The organism is Spirosoma luteolum, assembly GCF_054778875.1.
Genome location: NZ_BAAGZE010000021.1, coordinates 23,897 through 41,606, shown reverse-complemented (window position 1 = coordinate 41,606; position 17,710 = coordinate 23,897). Strand labels below are relative to the sequence as shown.

Annotated in this window: 12 protein-coding genes; 7 read left to right on the top strand and 5 right to left on the bottom strand. The window is 56.8% G+C overall.

The window, feature by feature from the left end; all coding sequences use genetic code 11:
- The first annotated feature begins 331 nt into the window (after positions 1 to 331).
- The 5 genes from ACYVAC_RS18420 to ACYVAC_RS18400 all read left to right on the top strand — a co-directional run bounded on the left by ACYVAC_RS18420 (position 332) and on the right by ACYVAC_RS18400 (position 6,716).
- Complete coding sequence (locus ACYVAC_RS18420; RefSeq protein ID WP_461099247.1) at positions 332 to 2,113, top strand: DUF885 domain-containing protein; 1,782 nt, start codon at positions 332 to 334, stop codon at positions 2,111 to 2,113.
- A gap of 62 nt (positions 2,114 to 2,175) precedes the next feature.
- Positions 2,176 to 2,502 (top strand): hypothetical protein, encoded by a 327-nt coding sequence (locus ACYVAC_RS18415; RefSeq protein WP_461099246.1) that lies wholly within the window; start codon positions 2,176 to 2,178, stop codon positions 2,500 to 2,502.
- Positions 2,503 to 2,665: 163 nt separating this feature from the next.
- On the top strand, positions 2,666 to 4,426 hold the full coding sequence (locus tag ACYVAC_RS18410; RefSeq protein WP_461099245.1) for a DUF885 domain-containing protein: 1,761 nt from the start codon (positions 2,666 to 2,668) through the stop codon (positions 4,424 to 4,426).
- A gap of 969 nt (positions 4,427 to 5,395) precedes the next feature.
- Complete coding sequence (locus ACYVAC_RS18405; RefSeq protein ID WP_461099244.1) at positions 5,396 to 5,743, top strand: hypothetical protein; 348 nt, start codon at positions 5,396 to 5,398, stop codon at positions 5,741 to 5,743.
- Between the two features lie 580 nt (positions 5,744 to 6,323).
- Complete coding sequence (locus tag ACYVAC_RS18400; RefSeq protein ID WP_461099243.1) at positions 6,324 to 6,716, top strand: hypothetical protein; 393 nt, start codon at positions 6,324 to 6,326, stop codon at positions 6,714 to 6,716.
- Between the two features lie 285 nt (positions 6,717 to 7,001).
- Here ACYVAC_RS18400 and ACYVAC_RS18395 read toward each other — a convergent pair whose 3' ends face one another.
- The 4 genes from ACYVAC_RS18395 to ACYVAC_RS18380 form a co-directional block, all read right to left on the bottom strand.
- The gene (locus ACYVAC_RS18395) at positions 7,002 to 9,341 is read right to left on the bottom strand and encodes a GH92 family glycosyl hydrolase (RefSeq protein ID WP_461099242.1); all 2,340 of its coding nucleotides are present in this window, start codon (positions 9,339 to 9,341) and stop codon (positions 7,002 to 7,004) included.
- On the bottom strand, positions 9,341 to 11,740 hold the full coding sequence (locus ACYVAC_RS18390; RefSeq protein ID WP_461099241.1) for a glycoside hydrolase family 3 N-terminal domain-containing protein: 2,400 nt from the start codon (positions 11,738 to 11,740) through the stop codon (positions 9,341 to 9,343). Before ACYVAC_RS18390 ends, ACYVAC_RS18395 begins: the two co-directional genes overlap by 1 nt.
- A 322-nt stretch (positions 11,741 to 12,062) precedes the next feature.
- Complete coding sequence (locus ACYVAC_RS18385; RefSeq protein ID WP_461099240.1) at positions 12,063 to 12,638, bottom strand: hypothetical protein; 576 nt, start codon at positions 12,636 to 12,638, stop codon at positions 12,063 to 12,065.
- 48 nt (positions 12,639 to 12,686) lie between these two features.
- Positions 12,687 to 15,068 carry a TonB-dependent receptor gene (locus ACYVAC_RS18380; protein ID WP_461099239.1) on the bottom strand — a complete coding sequence of 794 codons (2,382 nt, stop codon included), beginning with the start codon at positions 15,066 to 15,068 and terminating at the stop codon, positions 12,687 to 12,689.
- Positions 15,069 to 15,250: 182 nt separating this feature from the next.
- On the opposite strand from ACYVAC_RS18380, the gene ACYVAC_RS18375 reads away from it, so the two are divergent.
- Positions 15,251 to 15,589, top strand: coding sequence for an ArsR/SmtB family transcription factor (locus tag ACYVAC_RS18375; protein ID WP_461099238.1), 339 nt, complete (start codon positions 15,251 to 15,253; stop codon positions 15,587 to 15,589).
- A gap of 56 nt (positions 15,590 to 15,645) precedes the next feature.
- Positions 15,646 to 16,647: an LLM class flavin-dependent oxidoreductase gene (locus tag ACYVAC_RS18370; RefSeq protein ID WP_461099237.1), complete on the top strand. Its 1,002-nt coding sequence runs from the start codon at positions 15,646 to 15,648 to the stop codon at positions 16,645 to 16,647.
- Between the two features lie 70 nt (positions 16,648 to 16,717).
- On the opposite strand, the gene ACYVAC_RS18365 is transcribed toward ACYVAC_RS18370, so the two are convergent.
- On the bottom strand, positions 16,718 to 17,533 hold the full coding sequence (locus tag ACYVAC_RS18365; RefSeq protein WP_461099236.1) for a M48 family metallopeptidase: 816 nt from the start codon (positions 17,531 to 17,533) through the stop codon (positions 16,718 to 16,720).
- Positions 17,534 to 17,710 lie beyond the last annotated feature (177 nt).

Here is a 17,710-nt window from a genome sequence, read left to right as displayed (position 1 = left end):
CGGACAGGGGGTTGGTGGGCAATGGGGGAGTTTTGTGGTATCGAAACAGGGCGTACCCATTTGGTACCAGCAATCGATGACCAGTATAAACTTCTATCCACACCATGCAATCGTACCAACAATAGTCCGCCCCGCTTACAACAACTATGGTCCTGGCCTGTACCGCACTAGCGCTGGCCGTTAGCCTCGCCCTGATTACGGCTTCCCTGTCCATGCTCACGCACCTGGAACTGTCCAAGATTACTATTCCAGCTACTTTCTGACTGGCACATCTATGCAACATTTCCCGTCACTTCCTTTCGTACCACCTCATCTAAATTTCTATCTATTTATGCCTACCTGCCTGCTCCTGTTCTTACTGACTTGCTCTTCACTGGCCTTCGGGCAAACACCCGCCCCGGCGTCGGCTGGCTTTCAGGCTCTGTTGACGGGCTATTACGAAGATTTTTTGACACTGAATCCAACGAAGGCTTCGTACCTGGGGGATTACCGCTACAACGATCAACTCGAAAACATGTTCAGCCAGCTCTACCGCGATCAAATGAAGCGGTTGTACACACGGTATCTGGATGGGCTGAACGCTTTTGACGAGAAGCAACTCGGTGAGCGGGATAAGCTTAACTACCAGATTCTGCGCTACAACTTGACAACTAATCTGGCAGCCATGGAATTACCAAACCATCTGACGCCCATGAACCAGATGCGGGATTTTCAATCAAATTTTTCCCAGCTGGGTTCCGGATCCAGTGTTCATCCGTTTAAGTCAGCGAAAGACTACGACGATTTCCTGAAACGTGTCAATGGCTTCGTGGCCCAGACCGATACCGCCATTGCCAACATGCGGACCGGTATGGCGCAGCACTATATGCAGCCAAAGGTGGTAATCGGGAAGGTATTACCCCAAATAAAAGCGATGCTCGTCGACGATGTGACGAACAGTGTTTTTTACAAGCCGGTACAAACGATGCCAACTACCTTCTCCGCTGAAGATAAACAACGCCTGACAACGGCGTATACCTCCGCCATTACCGAACAGATTATACCTGCTTACCGTCGGCTCTACACGTTCCTCCAGAACGAGTATCTGCCCCGGTGCCGCGAAACGGTTGGCCTTGAAGCCCTGCCCGATGGAAAAGCACAGTATGCGTACCTGGTAAAATACTGGACAACGACGCACATGACGCCCGATGAGGTGCATGCCCTGGGGTTGAGCGAGGTGAAACGGATTCGGCAGTCGATAGAAGGCATCCGGCAGCAGGTGGGTTTTGCCGGCGATTTGAAAGCGTTCTTTACCTATGTCAATACGGACCCTAAATTCTTTCCGTTTAAAACGGATGAGGCCGTATTGGCTGGGTTTCAGCAAATCTACCAGACCATGAAACCTCAGTTACCGAGCCTGTTCAACCTGGTCCCGAAAACAGCGTTCGAGATTCGTCCGATCGAGAAGTACCGGGCTGCTTCGACAGCTGCTCATTATATGGCTGGCACACCCGACGGCTCACGCCCCGGCGTTTTTTATTTCCCCGTGCCCGATGCGGCCAGGTTCAGTTACTGGGGTATGGAATACCTGTTTCTGCACGAGGCCATTCCGGGTCACCACTACCAGATTTCGCTCCAAAACGAGAACAGCTCCCTCCCGGCCTTTCAGAAAATTGGTGGTTACGGGGCTTACACGGAGGGCTGGGGGTTATACGCCGAGAGTCTGGGGAAGGTCCTGGGTCTTTATACCAATCCTTTCCAGTTATTGGGCCGCTACCAGGGCGAAATGCACCGGGCCATTCGGCTGGTAGTCGATACGGGCATTCATCATAAAGGCTGGACGCGGGAGCAGGCCATTCAGTACAGTTTAGACAATGAACCCATCGGGCAGGCTGTAGCTATTCAGGAAGTAGAGCGTTACATCGCCATGCCGGGCCAGGCCGTTTCCTACAAGATTGGCGAGTTGAAAATCATGGCGATACGCCAAAAGGCGGAGAAAGCCCTGGGCAATCGGTTCGACATCCGGGCCTTCCACGATCAGGTGCTGAAAGACGGGCCGATGCCCCTGGCCATTTTTGAGGCCAAGCTGGATAACTGGATCAAGAGTCAGCTAGCCATCGCTAAAAAGAACTAACCGGCCTCACTGAATCAATAAAAAAAGCGTCTATCCACACCTCTTTTATACCCCCTTCAATCATGAAGACACCCGTCACATCCGGCTTGCTGGTTCGTTCGTTACTGGTCGCATCGTTCAGCAGTCTGGTTGCCTGTTCGTCGGCTTTACAGGCGCATCGTCTGAGAAGATCGTTTCCCAAACAACTAGCCGAAATCGTGGCCGGCGTATCCCCTGAAGCTGGATCCGAACCGGTATCATTCATGGACGAGAGACAGCAACTTGATTCAGAATTAACGTACAGTTCACCACGCTCAATCTTATCGGGCTACCGATGGATATTCATCGGCAAGAAAGGAGCTCCGAATAATACCGGTCCTGGAAATTGGGTCGTCACGTCCCATCAATAACGTCAGCGCACATTTCGCATTCGCTTACGTCACCGTTCTGGTGTTGTCCTGAACGAACATATGGTCAAAGGTGCTTAATTCGATTGGATTGCCTAACGTGTTCAATAAGACCAGGCCGACGATAAATCCGGCCCGACCACTCACAGATTAACTAAAAAAGGCCATGACAAACAACTATGTTACCTGTCTGTTTATATCCCTGTCTGTTTTTTCATATGGCTTTAGACCACCAAAACAAAAAGCTGCTGAGGATGCAAATAAAGCATTTTCATACTTAGAAAACCGTCTGTTAGATGCATACTGGAAACAACATCCTTCCGAAGCTATATTTGCCGGTTATGGCAAATACTATGAAGAATTAATCATACCCGGCAAGATGTCGATCGCAAGCGATATTGCATTCGCCGAACGTTGGCTTGACTCTCTAACTAAAGTGAAGGTCACCAAGCTTAATAGTAATAACAAGATAAGCCTTAATATCATAAAAAATAAGCTACAAAGTAATATCTGGTACCAGTCTGTTTTCAGGCGGCAGGAATGGGATGCTTCATTATACAACATAAGCCGTGAGTGCGACTACATTCTTAATCAACCGTATGCCCCATTAGATAAAAAGCTTATCATTCTCACTACGCATTTACAACATGTGGATGACTATTATAGAGCAGCTCTTCGTATGCTTCATAAGCCAACGAAGGAACACATTGAATTGGCAATCAGGCAAAACCAAGGCGGAATTACTCTTTTTGGAGCCGCGCTAAGCGATTCCATAAACGCTTCCCATTTAACAGAAGCGGAGAAATCTTCTTTACGACAAAATGTAGAAAAAACAAATAAGGCAGTTAACGGATATGTGGACGATTTGAAAGTAATAATTGCTGACAAAAATTATGACTTCAGATCGTTTAGAATCGGCAAAGATTTATATGCAACAAAATTCAAATTTGACCTTGCGACAAATTATACCCCGGCAGAACTATATAGAAAAGCATTGGCCGAGAAGAAAGTGTATCGTCAAAAAATGACAATCGTTGCAAACAGTTTATGGCGAAACTATTACGACAACCAGCCAAAACCTACCGAAGACAGGCAGCTCGTGCAACTGGTATTGGATAAAGTTGAAGCACAACATGCTACGCCCTCTGTTTTTTTCGACTCGCTTACCAATCAGGTCCACAGGCTGAAAAAATTTGTTATTGAAAAAAACTTACTTGATCTGGACACAGTGGGAACGCCAATACTGGTGAGACTTATGCCCGAATACGGCCGGGGACTGGCTACTGCTACTGCGGAGTTTACTCCACCTTATCAATTGCAGGGTGCTACCTATTTCAATATAGATGACCTAACCACCTATCCAGCCGAAAAAGCAGATGGTTTACTACGCGAATTTAACAAGTATGGCTCACAAATATTATCTATACACGAAGCCGTACCCGGGCACTGTGTACAGGGCATTTATAACAAGAAAAATTCGCCGGATGTGGTCCGGTCAGTTTTTCGCAATGGCGCAATGATAGAAGGATGGGCTGTTTATGCCGAGGATATGATGTTGGAAAATGGATGGGGTGGTGGTGCGCCGGAACTGGAACTAGTATTTTACAAGTGGAAGCTTAAAGTACTGTCTAATGCATTAATTGATTATGAGATTCAATGTCTCAATGCATCGCAAAATTCTATAATTCATTTTTTAACCAAAGAGTGTTTTCAAACAAATGCACAGGCAGAAGATAAATACCACAGAGCAACCGTTTCCCAGGTGCAGCTCTGTTCTTATTATACGGGCGCTTCAGTCATTCATGCGCTTCGTAATGAGTACAAAATAAAATTAGGCAACCGATATACGTTGAAAGACTTTCACGAAACGTTTCTGGGCTTTGGCAGCTCCCCCGTTAACTATATACGGGAGCAAATGATGCAGTAAAATCTCGATCAATAATAAACTTCACAATTAATCCATACCTCTTCGTATGCGTCAATCCGTCATCCGGGTCAGTTGATTCGCTGGCCTGCTGAGCGGTTATGTCGCAACTCAACTAAACGAGGATTATCTGCTGGCGGAATGTTAATAAGTAGCCTAATGCAATAGAAAAAAAGCCCACCCCAAGTTGGGGCGGGCTTTCTGCTTCTATCCACACCTTCCCTTCGTATGAGGGACGATAGTAATACCTGGGCGAAAAGGATGCCATAGCGAAAAACCGGCTAATCTGGCCCGAATGGCCCTTTCTACCAGTATGATTTGTCCAGTCAAGGGATAACTATCCAGATTCTGGACAATAAAAAAAAGCCTGCCACTAAGGGCAACAGGCTTTTCTCCGCACGGGCGCACCCGCTCTGTTCACGGGTGCGGTGGCGGCTCGGCTGGCCCGAACGTGGCCGAGCTACGTTTTAGCGATCGCCGTGATTGCCTCTCGATCGACCCTACCCCAACCAGCCGACTATTGCCCTGCCGGTCAGCAATGACACCTTCGAGACAGCCTTGCACACGGCTCCTGCAGGCGGCCGCGCTACCTGCCAGGGTCGCCCCCGCTCAGGATAATGGCTCTGCCGCCCTCATGCAGCCCACGCTATCAACAGTTTGCCTTAGTGGGTAGCCCGTTAGTCGATCTGGATAAAGCGATCGGGCTCATGCTCAACCGCCACGAGGCTTTTCAGCTTAGCGAACGCGTTCTACGACTTTCCGATCCGGTAATACCCTGAAGAGCACAAATAGTCATTCATATTGCCCTATATGTATAAACAAAACAATAAAAATTATAATCTTTCCTTGGGTATTTTTACGCTACTTCAAATCCAGGCCCTGTCAAGAAGTCGTATGTAGTCGGTAAATACCTAGGGAACAGTATCTATTTCCCGCTGTAAGAATGGATAGCGATTGCTCCCCACCGTCACTATGGATTCATTGTACACAACCGTTTTGTCGCGCTATCAGAATGCTGCAATTCTGGGGGGGCGCTACCGCATGCACTCCATTACCAATCGCCACCAGGTCGGCTTTTGCATCGAAATGATATCCCCGGAATCGATAAAACCGATGCTGCTGTTAACTGTGCTGATCCATGGATCGCCGGCTTCCTACGGGCTCACAATCCAGAGCGAACAGACCTGGTATGGGCTGCGGGCCGACTGTCCGGCTCAGGCCGTGCTTGCTTTTTTGGATACGGGTGATCCTTGTATGATCTATCCCGACGGCTATCCGCAAGCCCAGGTGTTCAGACAACGATTGACCATGATCCTCTAACTGTTTGGGGGGGCCAGCAGGCCTGCATGTCCGGAAATACGCCCCCCAAATCGATACGTAACGGCAAGCCCATACTGAACGAGTATGCCAAAGCTGATTGTATGGGGTTCGCCTGAACTATACACTATTACTTTGACTGCAATGTAAGCCCGCAAAGGCCCGGATCATTGGTCCGGGCTTTTTGTATGCGTCTAGGCGCACAATCCAAACCACAACCCAGCAGGCATTGATCGTAGTGGGGGTTGAACCAGATGGTATCGATAAACGTCTTTTCTGAATCACAACTGGCTATACATTCGATTTAATTGCAGATCGCATGTATCCGCTCACTTTATCAAAAAATGTATACAAAATCGATCTACTATATATCAAAAAATCACCTGTTAGTCCGTGAAAATAAATCACTTACCGTTGACATACGTTTAGTTGCCTTTTAGTAAATAAATTAGGTCAGGGCTTAAACAATCAACTAGTTCGGCGCATTAAAACTGAATTATTAACTTCTGTAAACCAGCCCATTACATGATCTCCCATTTCTGAATATTTTGTTTGCTGGTACACCGCCGATATAACTAAGACTATGGATTCTATCTACAAAGAAATTGTTCGGAAGCAGGCACAGGGCAAAAAACTATTTACAGGCGCTTACGCCATCCAGCACATCCGGGTGCTCAAGATTTATCCATTCCATTTTGCCTGCGATGTTCAATCCGTTCAACCGGCCAAAAACCGGTTGACTGTCGAGGTAACAAGCGCGTACGACGAAGCGGGCACAGAACCCAAAGCACTTTTTGCAGTTTCCCTGCACAATGATCAATCCTGGTGGGGAATCGGCGTTTTCTGCGCGGCCTCCCATATGTTACGTTTTCTGGAAACGGGAGACCCCGATGCGCTTGGTGAAAATCAATCGGTCATCACTAAAAATGACCGGGCGCTCCTGGCCAAACTGCTGGAAAGCTCCTCCCCTGCTTAGTTGCTGCCCTGGCTAGCCGGCAAGAACAAATACGCGGGCACAGGGGTCGGGCTGGCCATCTGAGATAAGGTTGTTCTGAATCATGGCAGGACCATAACCGCCACCAGTGCCCCGGTCGGCAAACCACGTTTCTCGTTTGCCTGCCTGCGTGACTAAACGCCTGCTATGACCTGGTGATCATATCGCTCTATAGCTTTTGATCCCTGCTATTAACTGAAACCCCCGACCAGCGCGCTGGTCGGGGGTTTCAGTTTTGGACCGCCTGACGGGTTCACGCGGTTCAGGCTACTCAGGCATCGACCGGGGCCGATCGGCCGGGGCCACGCCCCAGACCCGACTTGGCTGATCGCCCATCTCGATCACCAGATCACCCCCGGCCAGGATGTCGGAATGGCGCAGGTACGAGCGGGTGTAGGGCTTACCGTTGAGCCGCATGCGCTGGATATAGCGGTTGCGGGCGCTGTTATTTTTCACCCGGATCCGAAATGTCCGGCCGGCATCCAGGTTGAGCGTAACCTCGTCGAAAACCGGGCTGCCAAAGACATACAGCCCGTTGGCGGGATTGACCGGGTAAAAGCCCATGGCCGACAGTACGTACCAGGCCGACATCTGCCCAACGTCTTCGTTGCCACAGAGTCCGTCGGGCCGGCTGGCGTACAGACTGTCGAGGATGTAACGCACCTTGTCGGCGGTTTTCCAGGGCTGGCCGGCATAGGCATACAGGTAGGTAATGTGGTGGCTTGGCTCATTGCCGTGGGCGTACTGCCCGATCAGCCCCGTGATGTCGCCCGAGGCTTCTTCACCCAGATCGCCCTTGGCCACAAACAGCGAGTCGAGTTTCTGCACAAAGCCGCCTTCGCCCCCCTGCAGCGTCATCAGCCCTTCCACATCCTGCGGCACCAGCCAGGTGTACTGCCAGGCGTTGCCTTCGGTGAAATCATCTTTCATGTGGCGCGACACAAACGGGCTGAAGGGGGTTCGCCAGGTGCTGTCTGACACGCGGCCACGCATGAACCGGGTCTGCGGATCGAAGTAATTGCGGTAATACTGCCCCCGCTTGCTGAAATACGCATAATCGGCCGTTTGGCCCAGCTTGCGGGCAACCTGCGCCAGGCACCAGTCGTCGATAGCGAATTCAAGTCCTTTGGCCACGTTTTCGACCTCGGCATCGGCGGGGATATACCCGGTCTGTTTCACCCAGTTCAGGCCCCGCTCGTCGAGCATGGCACTGGCTTTCATGGCCTGATAAGCTTTCGATACATCGAAGCCACCGATGCCTTTCAGGATGGCATCGGCCACCACCGGTATGGCACTGTTGCCGGGCATGGTGTTGGTTTCGTTACCGACCAGGTGCCACACCGGCAGTTTGCCCTGCTGCTCAAAAATGGCCAGCATGCTGTTGATCATGTCGCCCACCCGGGTTGGGTGCAGCAGCGTGTGGAGCGGGTGAGCCGCCCGGTAGGTATCCCAGAGCGAAAACGTGGTGAGGTTCGTGAAACCGGCACCCGTATGCACCTGTCCGTCGGCCCCCCGGTAGTCGCCGTTGCGGTCGTTGAAGATCGACGGGGCCGTCAGCGTGTGGTAAAGCGCCGTGTAAAATACCTTCAGCCGATCGCGGTCGGCAGTTTCGACCCGTACCCGACCCAGGGCCCGGTTCCAGGCGGCATCGGCACTGGCCACCACCTGATCGAAACGCCAGTGGGGCACTTCGGCCCGCAGGTTGGCGAGCGCATTGGCCGAACTTACCGGCGACACCCCCACCTTGACCAGCACCTGATCGCCGGCCCGTGTCGCAAAGCTTACTACCCCTTTGGTACGCGGCCCCCTGGCCGAACGCCCCCGCACGGGCGTTTCATCCTGGTAAAGCGTCAGCGACCGGATGGGTTTGGCAAAGACCAGCGCGACGTAAATACGCTGGTCGGGGGCCCAGCCCTTCGAGTAGCGATAGCCAACCAGCGTCGTGTCGTTTAGTTTCTCGAGATACGTATCGGTGGCCCGGTCCCAGCCGACTCCCTCCTGCAAATCGATCAGGATATGGGCGTCTTTGGCCTTTGGAAACGTGTAGCGGTGAAAGCCCACTCGTTCGGTAGCGGTCAGTTCCACGCCGATGTTGTAGCGATCGAGCCGCACGGCATAATAGCCCGGCCGCGCCTGCTCGGTCGCGTGGCGAAACAGGGAGGTGTAGCCGCTGCGCCAGTCGGTCTTAACGCCTTTGGCAGGGTCGGCGGGCGTACCCTTGTGCAGGCGAACGGGACCGGTTGTCGGCATCAGCAGGATATCGCCCAGATCGCCGATACCGGTACCGTTGAGGTGGGTATGGGCGAAGCCCACGATGGTCGAATCGGAAACGTGGTAGCCCGAACACCAGTCCCAGCCCGTCGACAGCTGGCTGGGCCCGAGCTGCACAGCGCCGAAGGGTACGTTGGCGCCCATAAACACATGGCCGTGAAAACCGGTGCCGATGCGCGGATCGACAAAGCGGGTGAGGCCGGCAGTGGGTATGCTGGCGGCTGTCGGCTGGGCCGGCGCCGGGTGCAAACAGGCCGTCAGGGCAAGCGAAAGGGCCGTGCTGCGCAGGGCCATGAGCAGGGTATGATTCACGGGATAAGGGACTCGTATCGACATCAGTTGGCAACGGGAATGGTGTAGGGTAACTCGAACGAACGCGTCAGCCGGGTCTCGCTCGACGATGGTCCAACCTGCACGGTAAACTGGCCTTTCTCGGCCACCCAGGCGTTGGCCGCATTGAGCAGCTTCAGATCGTCGGCGTGGAGCGTAACCGTCAGCACACGCTGTTCGCCCGCCTTCAGAAAAACGCGCCGGAACGCTTTGAGTTGTTTGACCGGTGTTACAACGCTGCTCACCGGATCGGTCACGTAGAGCTGCATCACCTCATCGCCATCGCGGGGGCCGGTATTTTTCACCGTCACCGAGGCCGTGATCGTAGCGGCCTTCTGTGTCGCCGACACCCTGACAGTCAGGTTGCTGTAGGCGAAGGTGGTGTAGCTTAGCCCATAGCCAAATGCAAACAGCGGAGAGGCCGGCAGCTCGACATAATCGTGGGGCTCGGGTTTCAGGGCGTTGTAATAAACCGGCAATTGCCCGACCGACCGTGGAATCGACAGGGGCAGCCGACCGGCGGGGTTATAGTCGCCCAGCAGCACATCGGCAATGGCATCGCCACCGGCCTGCCCGGGGTACCAGGCCGTCAGCAGCGCAGCCGCGTGGGCAGCCGCCCAGTTCATGTTGAGCGGACGCCCCTGGATATAGACCACCACGACGGGCGTACCCGTTGCTACCACGGCCTCGAGCAGTTCCTGCTGCCGACCCAGCAGATCGAGCGAGGCCCGGTCGAACCCTTCGCCACTTTCCATGTCGCTCACGGCTCCCGCGGTAGCCTGTACCGAAGCCGCACCGGTAGCCTGATAATCGGTCCGAAAGTCGCGGGCACTCGACCCGCCCAGCACCAGCACGACGGCCTCGGCCTGCCGGGCAGCAGCCACGGCTTCGGCCAGCCCCGCTCGGCTGGTATCGCGGATACCGCAGCCTTTGGCGTAGGTGATGGGCGTGGCCGACCCCAGTTTGGCGCGCAGGCCCTGCAGCACGGTGGTTACTACGCCATCGGCCTGGGGCGCCGTGTAGTCGCCGAGCTGGTTGTACACGTTATCGGCATTGGGGCCAATCACGGCCAGCCGCCGGATGCTTCTGGACAGCGGTAGCCGGTTGCCCTCGTTTTTCAGCAGCACCACCGATTCGCGGGCTACCTGCCGGGCCAGGGCAACGTGGTCGGCCGTGCGGACACCCGCGGCCGCCCGGGCCGGATCGACGTACGGGTTGTCGAACAGGCCCATCGCAAATTTCTGCCGCAGCACCCGCGCTACCGCCGTGTCGAGCACAGCGGGTTTTACCCGGCCCTGCCGGATGGCCGTCTGCAGAGCCGGTCCGAAGCCACTGCCGCTCAGGTCGGCATCGAGGCCGGCGTTGATAGCCAGGGCAGCCGCGTCGGGGGCGTCGGCCGCCACATGGTGGCGCGTTGCCAGCCCGGAAATGCTCAGCAGATCGGACACGGTAAAGCCCTGAAAGCCCCACTGCTGCCGCAGCACCGTCTGCAGCAGGTACGGATTGGCCGAACAGGGTACGCCGTCGATGGAATTATACGCTGTCATCACCGACCGGGCACCCGCTTTCACGGCGGCCCGGAAAGCCGGCAGATAAGCCTGGTGCAGCGCCCGGAAGCCGGGGCTTACGCTCCCGCCGTTGTGCCCTCCCTCGGGCACGCCGTAGGCCGCAAAGTGTTTGAGGGTCGAGATAATGGTCTGCCCGCTGCCAATCGAGCGGCCCTGAAAGCCGGTCACCATGGCTTCGCCCATCCGACTGCCCAGCACCGGGTCTTCGCCGTAGGTTTCTTCTACCCGCGACCAGCGGGGCTCGCGCGCCAGATCGAGCACGGGGCCGTAGCCGATGTGAGCGCCCTGCAGCCGGGCCTCCTGGGCAATGGCAGCGGCCATCTGCCGAATCAGGTCGGGGTTCCAGGTGCTGCCCTGCCCGAGCGCCGTTGGGAACACCGTGGTGCCAATGGCCATGTGCCCGTGCGGGCATTCTTCGGCCAGCAGCAGCGGAATACCCAGCCGCGTATGTTCGATCATGTAGCGTTGCAGGGCGTTGGTAGCGCGGGCGGCCTCTTCCGGATTCAGGCCCGTCGTGAGGGTTTTCTGGGTCCAGGGATCGGCGCGGAGCGTGGCCCACAAACTACCGATCTGCTGCGCTTCGACCGCCTTCTTGAAGGCATCGCTGACGGTCACGGTGCCCCCCTGTTTTTCATACATACCCCAGCCCAGCAGGGTCGACAGCTGTCCTACTTTCTCGGCCGTCGTCATTCGGCGAAGCAGGTCCTGCACCCGTTTCTCAGTAGGGGCTTTGGGGTTCTTATACAGGGGAACGGGGTCTGGGCGGGCGGCCGACAGGCTAAGCAGTGCCACGCAGCCCGCCAGCAGACGGACTGACAAACGACGGGAATGGATCATGGGGTACGGGTTACGCAAACGAGAACCGGGGCGCGGCCCTGCGTCAATCAGTAACGCAACCGCGCCCGCGCCTACAAATATACACCTCGTCCTGTGTCGGCTTACGGCCCTCACCGCTCCTGCCCAACCGTCGCCAACGCCCCAGTTGCCTTATTCCCATTCTACCTATCACGCTTAAACCATTCCGTGCTACGCAACCATCCTACAATCCAAAAAACAGACCTCAACCTGATCATTGAGGCAAAAAAAGCCGCCGGTGATTCGTAAATTTTTTTACGAATCACCGGCGGATCAACTCACTACAGCCAGTTGACTGGTTAAATCAGGGCTGAACCACGACGGGGAACTGGGTATCCAGATCACTCGAGCCGGGCGTTTGGGTGCCGTTTTTCACATTGGGCTGGTGGCGCAGCACCACCCGCAGGGAGCCATTGCCGGTTGCCGTTCCGGTTTTCAGTTCGGTGGCCAGCCCGATCGGGTACGGGCCCGGCGCCGGGTTGGTGTCTTTGTCGGTAAGGGTCACGCCCAGCGTGGCCGACGAGCCGGTTGCCGGGGTGAATGTGTACACGAACAGATGCTCGTTCGCTTTCTCCCGAATTTCATCGGTTGCGACAACGACGGGGGTCTTGGTCTTGTCGAGCAGGGTAATCTGGCCGGTGTAGGTCGTATTGGCCTTCAGCGTCAGCGTAGCTTTGGAGAAATCAGCCGTGCCGTTCAGGTTGTCGATTGTCGCCGTGATGACCTGCGTCGGTGCGGCTTTGTTGGTCAGGGTGAGTGTAGCCGTGGTGATGGCTTCGTTGTCGTCGGTCGGGGCCACGGTTTGTTCGTCGCGGTTACAGCTGTTCAGCAGCAGCAGGGCAGACAGGGCGAGCAGCGACCAGGGTTGGGTACGTTTCATACGCGTTGATTAGACTAACAGGTTGTTTATAAATTGATTGAGAATGAGCTATGATCGGGTGCCGGTGCGCAGCTGGCCCAGCGGCAGCCGCAGCTTCAGCATGAGGTTGCGACCCGGCTCGTCGGCGAAGTAGCGAAACCGGTCGAGGTAATCGCGGTAGGCGCGGTTGAGCAGGTTGGTACCGGTCAGGATGACGTGGAGCGGTTGCCCCCCCAATTGCCACCGAAACCCCAGTTCGGCGCCCAGCAACGTATAAGCCGCCGGTGGCGGGGCAAAATCGCCGGTGAAAATGAGCTGCCCGCTGTCGAGCCGCTGGCTGACGGCCGGAGCCCGGTTCTGCCGCGCCACGTAAAGGCTGCTGACGCTCAGGTACAGGCCCGATATCCGGCGGCTGTCGGCCTTGTCGGCGCTGATAACGTCATAGCGCAGGGCATTGTCGGTGCGGTTAGCGGGGATGTAGACGAGGTAATTGGCGTTGGTATGGTCGTAGGCGAAAAGCAGCGAACTCCGCGACAGCAGCGACAGACGGGGCGTCAGCTTGTACTGGAACGTCGCATCCAGCCCCCGGAAGGTAGCCAGTACCTGGTTGTAGGTGTACGCCGGAAACGCCCCCCGCTGCCGGACAATGGGCACTGAGTCGGGCTTGAGGTAAATGTAATTGGCAATGCGGTTGCTGTAGAGCCCCAGTTCCAGCCGCAGCCGGCTACCGGTATAATCGATCCCCAGGTTGGCGTTCAGCGCCTGCTCGGGCCGCAGGTTGGGGTTGCCCCGTTCGTAGGCCACGGCGCTCTGGTGCAGCCCGTCGGAATATAGATCGCTGACCGTAGGCGCCCGGAAGGCGGTACTGAGGGTACCCGACACCGCCAGCTGCGGTCGCAGCTGGTAGGTGGCCGCCAGCGACCCCGACAGGTTTTGCCAGTGACGGGTCTGGGCCGTCACGGCATTGGTGGTGGCACCGAGAAAATACGCCCGCAGCCAGCGGTAGTCATAGCGCAGCCCACCTTCCAGCGTCCAGCGGTTGCGGGCGTAGCGCTCGAGGGCAAAGAGCCCCACGCCGTAGTTGCGGTAGTTCGGAATCAGGAACAGAAACCGACGCACGTTGCCCTGCGTGATGCCACTCAGCCCCGCACTCCCCGACCAGCGGCCTCCGCCCGCCGTCCGGATGGGGGCATGCTCCCAGAGCAAATCGGCCGTCTGGGTAGTTAGCCGCAGGTATAGTTCGGGGTCGGTCGTACGGCTGAACGATAACCGGTCATACTCCTGGCGCTGGTTCTGCTGCTGAGCCAGGGTAGCCGTGAACGTCCCCCAGCGGTCGGAGCGCAGGTAGGCCCGCGCCCGCAGCAGCGTGTGCGTCACGTACTGGTAGGGGCGGTCGAGTGCGTACGAGAAACCGGGCTGGCTGAGGGGCTCGGGCCGGGCAATAGCCGCGTAGAAATCGGCCAGGCTCCCCACCTGCGCGCCCGTAAACAGCCCCACCCGGGTCGCAAACTGACTGTAGAACAAGTCGATGCCGGCCCGCTGGCGGGTGTAGCCCACGGCGGCCGAGTAATTGGTTTCGCGGTAGCTGCTGTTCTCGAGGTAGTAGGCGGGCGTCTGGGCGTAGCCGACCCGTTTCAGGGTGCCCTGCAGGCGCCAGCTTAATCCCGTCAGGCGCTTGCCCAGGGCCTGTTCGATAAGACCCGAAACCGTTTGCTGCCGGCCGTTGGTACCGCCCACCAGGTTGATGTCGCCCCCCACCCCAGTAACCGAAGGCAGCGCCCGCGGTTCTACCAGAATAACGCCCCCAATGGCGTCGGAGCCGTAGCGGATACTGGCCGCGCCTTTGATAACCGTGATGCGGCTGGCCAGAAAGGGATCGATCTGGGGGGCATGTTCGGAGCCCCACTGCTGATCTTCCTGCCGAACGCCGTTGTTGAGGGTGATGATGCGGTTACTGTAGAGGCCGTGAATGACGGGTTTCGACACCGAAGGCCCGGTCTGGATACTGTTCAGGCCGGGCAGACTTTTTAAACTTTCGCCCAGCGTCTGGCCCCGGGTGGCATCGAGGGCGCTCCCGCCCAGGCTCGTCTGGGTCTGCAGCAGCTGCCGGGCTTCGGAGCGGTGTTCGGTCACGACGACTTCATTCAGCGTCTGACTACTCGGTACCAGCCGAACCGGCGGTAGCGTTGTGAGCGAGTCGCTCCCCTGGTGCACACGAATCACCTGGCTGCCGTAGCCCACAAAGGCATACGTAAGGGTATAATCGCCCGGACACACGCCCGACAGCCGGAAAAAACCGGCGGTGTCGACGACGGCCCCCGTTTGCAGCGCGCTGCTGAAGACGGTGGCCCCCGGCAGCGGTTCGCCGGTGTCGGCGCCCACCACCCGGCCTGTTAGTGAGCCGGGGCAACGCCCCTGCCCCAACGACGCCGTGGCGACGAAGGCGGTCAATATCAATCCCAAAATTATGCGTATCCAATCCGTAGGCATCGACCCCTGCTGACCCACAGCCAGCGCATTTATGCAACTCTGTTGCAATAATAAGCAAATTCTCCTTCATGGGCGCATCATCCCGAAAAAATGGCAGTATCAGGCCGGGGAACCATTTCGCTATTTTCCGAATTATCGAACTAATGAACCACGACCTGCGCGACATATTCAAGGCACTGGGCAGCGATGTCCGCCTGCAAATGCTTTACTGGCTGAAAGACCCGTCCCGGCATTTTCCCGAGCCCGTGGCCGAGCGCGACAGTTATGCCGGCCCCCTGCCGCCCGTTCCGCCCGATGCGGGCGTTTGTGTGGGCTATCTGCAGCGTAAAGCGGGCATTTCGCCGTCGACAGCCTCGGCCCATCTTGCCGTACTGCAGCGGGCCGGCCTGATCGAGGCAACCCGTGTGGGGCAGTGGACCTACTACCGGCGCAACGAAGCCCGCATTGCCGAGCTGGCCCGCGCCATCGAATTACACCTGTAAATCCGCAGGATTCACTGAAAGCGACCCGCCGTCGTTTTCGCTCAACCATACACGCTATGATTCCCTTTTCGATTCTCGATCTTGCCTCGGTCGTTGTGGGTAATACCCCGGCCGACGCCTTCCGAAACACGCTGGCCATGGCCCAGCAGGCCGAAGCCTACGGGTTTAACCGCTACTGGCTGGCTGAGCACCACAACATGCCGGGTGTGGCCAGTGCCGCTACCTCGGTTGTGATCGGCTACGTGGCCGGTGGCACCAAAACCATTCGGGTAGGCTCGGGCGGTATCATGCTGCCCAACCATGCGCCCCTCGTTATTGCCGAACAGTTCGGTACGCTCGAATCGCTCTACCCCGGCCGCATCGACCTGGGGCTAGGCCGCGCGCCGGGCTCCGATGGCTATACCTCGCGGGCACTCCGACGGAGTCCGGCGCAGGCCGATGATTTTCCGCAGGATGTGCTGGAGCTGAAGAATTATTTTGCCGACGTTGAACCGGGGCAGCGGGTACAGGCGGTGCCGGGCGGAGGTCTGCAGGTGCCGATCTGGATCCTGGGGTCGAGTCTTTACGGGGCGCAGCTGGCCGCCATGCTGGGACTCCCCTACGCTTTTGCCTCCCACTTTGCGCCGACCCACCTGATGCAGGCCATCCAGACCTACCGTACCCAGTTCCGCCCGTCGGACACGCTGTCCCAACCCTACATGATGGTGGCGCTTAACGTGGTGGCGGCCGACACCGACGCCGAAGCCCGGCGGCTCTACACGTCGCAGCAGCAGCAGTTCCTGAACATTCGCCGGGGCCGGGCCACGCAGATGCCCCCACCCGTCGACGACATTACCCGGCTGGCCACGCCCGATGAACTTTATGGGATGGAATCGATGCTCAGTTGCTCGGTGGTGGGGTCGCCCGAGACAGTGCGGCAGGGGCTCGACCGTTTTATGGCCCAGACCCAGGCCGACGAGCTGATTATGACCATGCCGATCTACGATATGAAGGCCCGGCTCCATTCGCTGGCCCTGACCGGCGAGATTCACCGCGAGCTGGCCCACCAGCCAGCCTGACCGCTGGCTACCTGACCCAGCAAAAAGCCCCCTGCTTTCACAGGGGGCTTTTTGCTGATAACCAAGTTGATTACCGCTTGTAATACTTCATCGCTTCGGGAAGCAGTTTCTTCAGGTCGGCAATCCGGCGCGCATCCGACGGGTGAGTCGACAGGAACTCAGGTGGCTTATTGCCGCCCGCTTGTGCCATCCGTCCCCAGAAGTTGATGGCTTCCTGTGGATTATAACCCGCCATGGCCATAAAGATCAGGCCCAGATTATCGGCTTCCGACTCCTGCTTCCGGCTGTGGGGCAGGGCCCGTCCAAACTGATAGCCATAGGGCAGGGCCGCCCCGACTGACTGCAGTAAAATGGCGCTCACCTGATTGCTGCTGCGGCTGGCGGCAGTACCGGTGACAATCTGCCCACCCTGAATCAGTCCGTTGGCCAATAGACTCTCGCTCATGCGCTCGGCACTATGATCGGCCAGAGCGTGCGAAATTTCGTGGCCCATTACGGCCGCTACGCCGGCTTCGTTCTGGGTGTAGGGCAGAATTCCCGTGTAGAAGGCCACTTTGCCACCCGGCATACACCAGGCGTTGACCTGCGGACTCTGGATAAGATTGAACTCCCACTGAAAGCCCTTGATACGGTCGCCGTAGTTGTTGGCGTTCAGGTAGGACTCCATGGCGGTTTTCAGCCGGTTGCCCACCCGCTGAATCATCTCGGCGTCGGCACCGGTCCGAATCACGCGGCTTGTATCGAGTACTTCTTTGTAGTTCTGGGCACTCAGCGGCAGCAGCTGATCGTTCGAAACCAGTTTAAGCTGACTCCGGTTGGTTAAGGGTACTTTCTGGCAACCAACGGCCAGACCAGCGAGGACCACTACGGTCAGGAAAGTTTTCATGCGTATACGATGCGTTAAGTGATGGTGTCTGTAACCAGGGCGCATTTGCTTGTATGAGACCGTCAACGGCGGGCATTTGTTTAGATTTTTCCCGGCCAGTGTGGCCCGCCCCTCATTACTCCTTAGATTTGTCGCTACGCCCGTCGTTTAATGACGGGCGGGCCCGGTCGCCGGGCT

Coding starts and splice junctions, on each gene's coding strand:
- ACYVAC_RS18390 (WP_461099241.1), bottom strand. CDS start 11,740: ATGATCCATTCCCGTCGTTTGTCAGTCCGTCTGCTGGCGGGCTGCGTG.
- ACYVAC_RS18410 (WP_461099245.1), top strand. CDS start 2,666: ATGACAAACAACTATGTTACCTGTCTGTTTATATCCCTGTCTGTTTTT.
- ACYVAC_RS18400 (WP_461099243.1), top strand. CDS start 6,324: ATGGATTCTATCTACAAAGAAATTGTTCGGAAGCAGGCACAGGGCAAA.
- ACYVAC_RS18385 (WP_461099240.1), bottom strand. CDS start 12,638: ATGAAACGTACCCAACCCTGGTCGCTGCTCGCCCTGTCTGCCCTGCTG.
- ACYVAC_RS18370 (WP_461099237.1), top strand. CDS start 15,646: ATGATTCCCTTTTCGATTCTCGATCTTGCCTCGGTCGTTGTGGGTAAT.
- ACYVAC_RS18415 (WP_461099246.1), top strand. CDS start 2,176: ATGAAGACACCCGTCACATCCGGCTTGCTGGTTCGTTCGTTACTGGTC.
- ACYVAC_RS18405 (WP_461099244.1), top strand. CDS start 5,396: ATGGATTCATTGTACACAACCGTTTTGTCGCGCTATCAGAATGCTGCA.
- ACYVAC_RS18365 (WP_461099236.1), bottom strand. CDS start 17,533: ATGAAAACTTTCCTGACCGTAGTGGTCCTCGCTGGTCTGGCCGTTGGT.
- ACYVAC_RS18375 (WP_461099238.1), top strand. CDS start 15,251: ATGAACCACGACCTGCGCGACATATTCAAGGCACTGGGCAGCGATGTC.
- ACYVAC_RS18420 (WP_461099247.1), top strand. CDS start 332: ATGCCTACCTGCCTGCTCCTGTTCTTACTGACTTGCTCTTCACTGGCC.
- ACYVAC_RS18395 (WP_461099242.1), bottom strand. CDS start 9,341: ATGTCGATACGAGTCCCTTATCCCGTGAATCATACCCTGCTCATGGCC.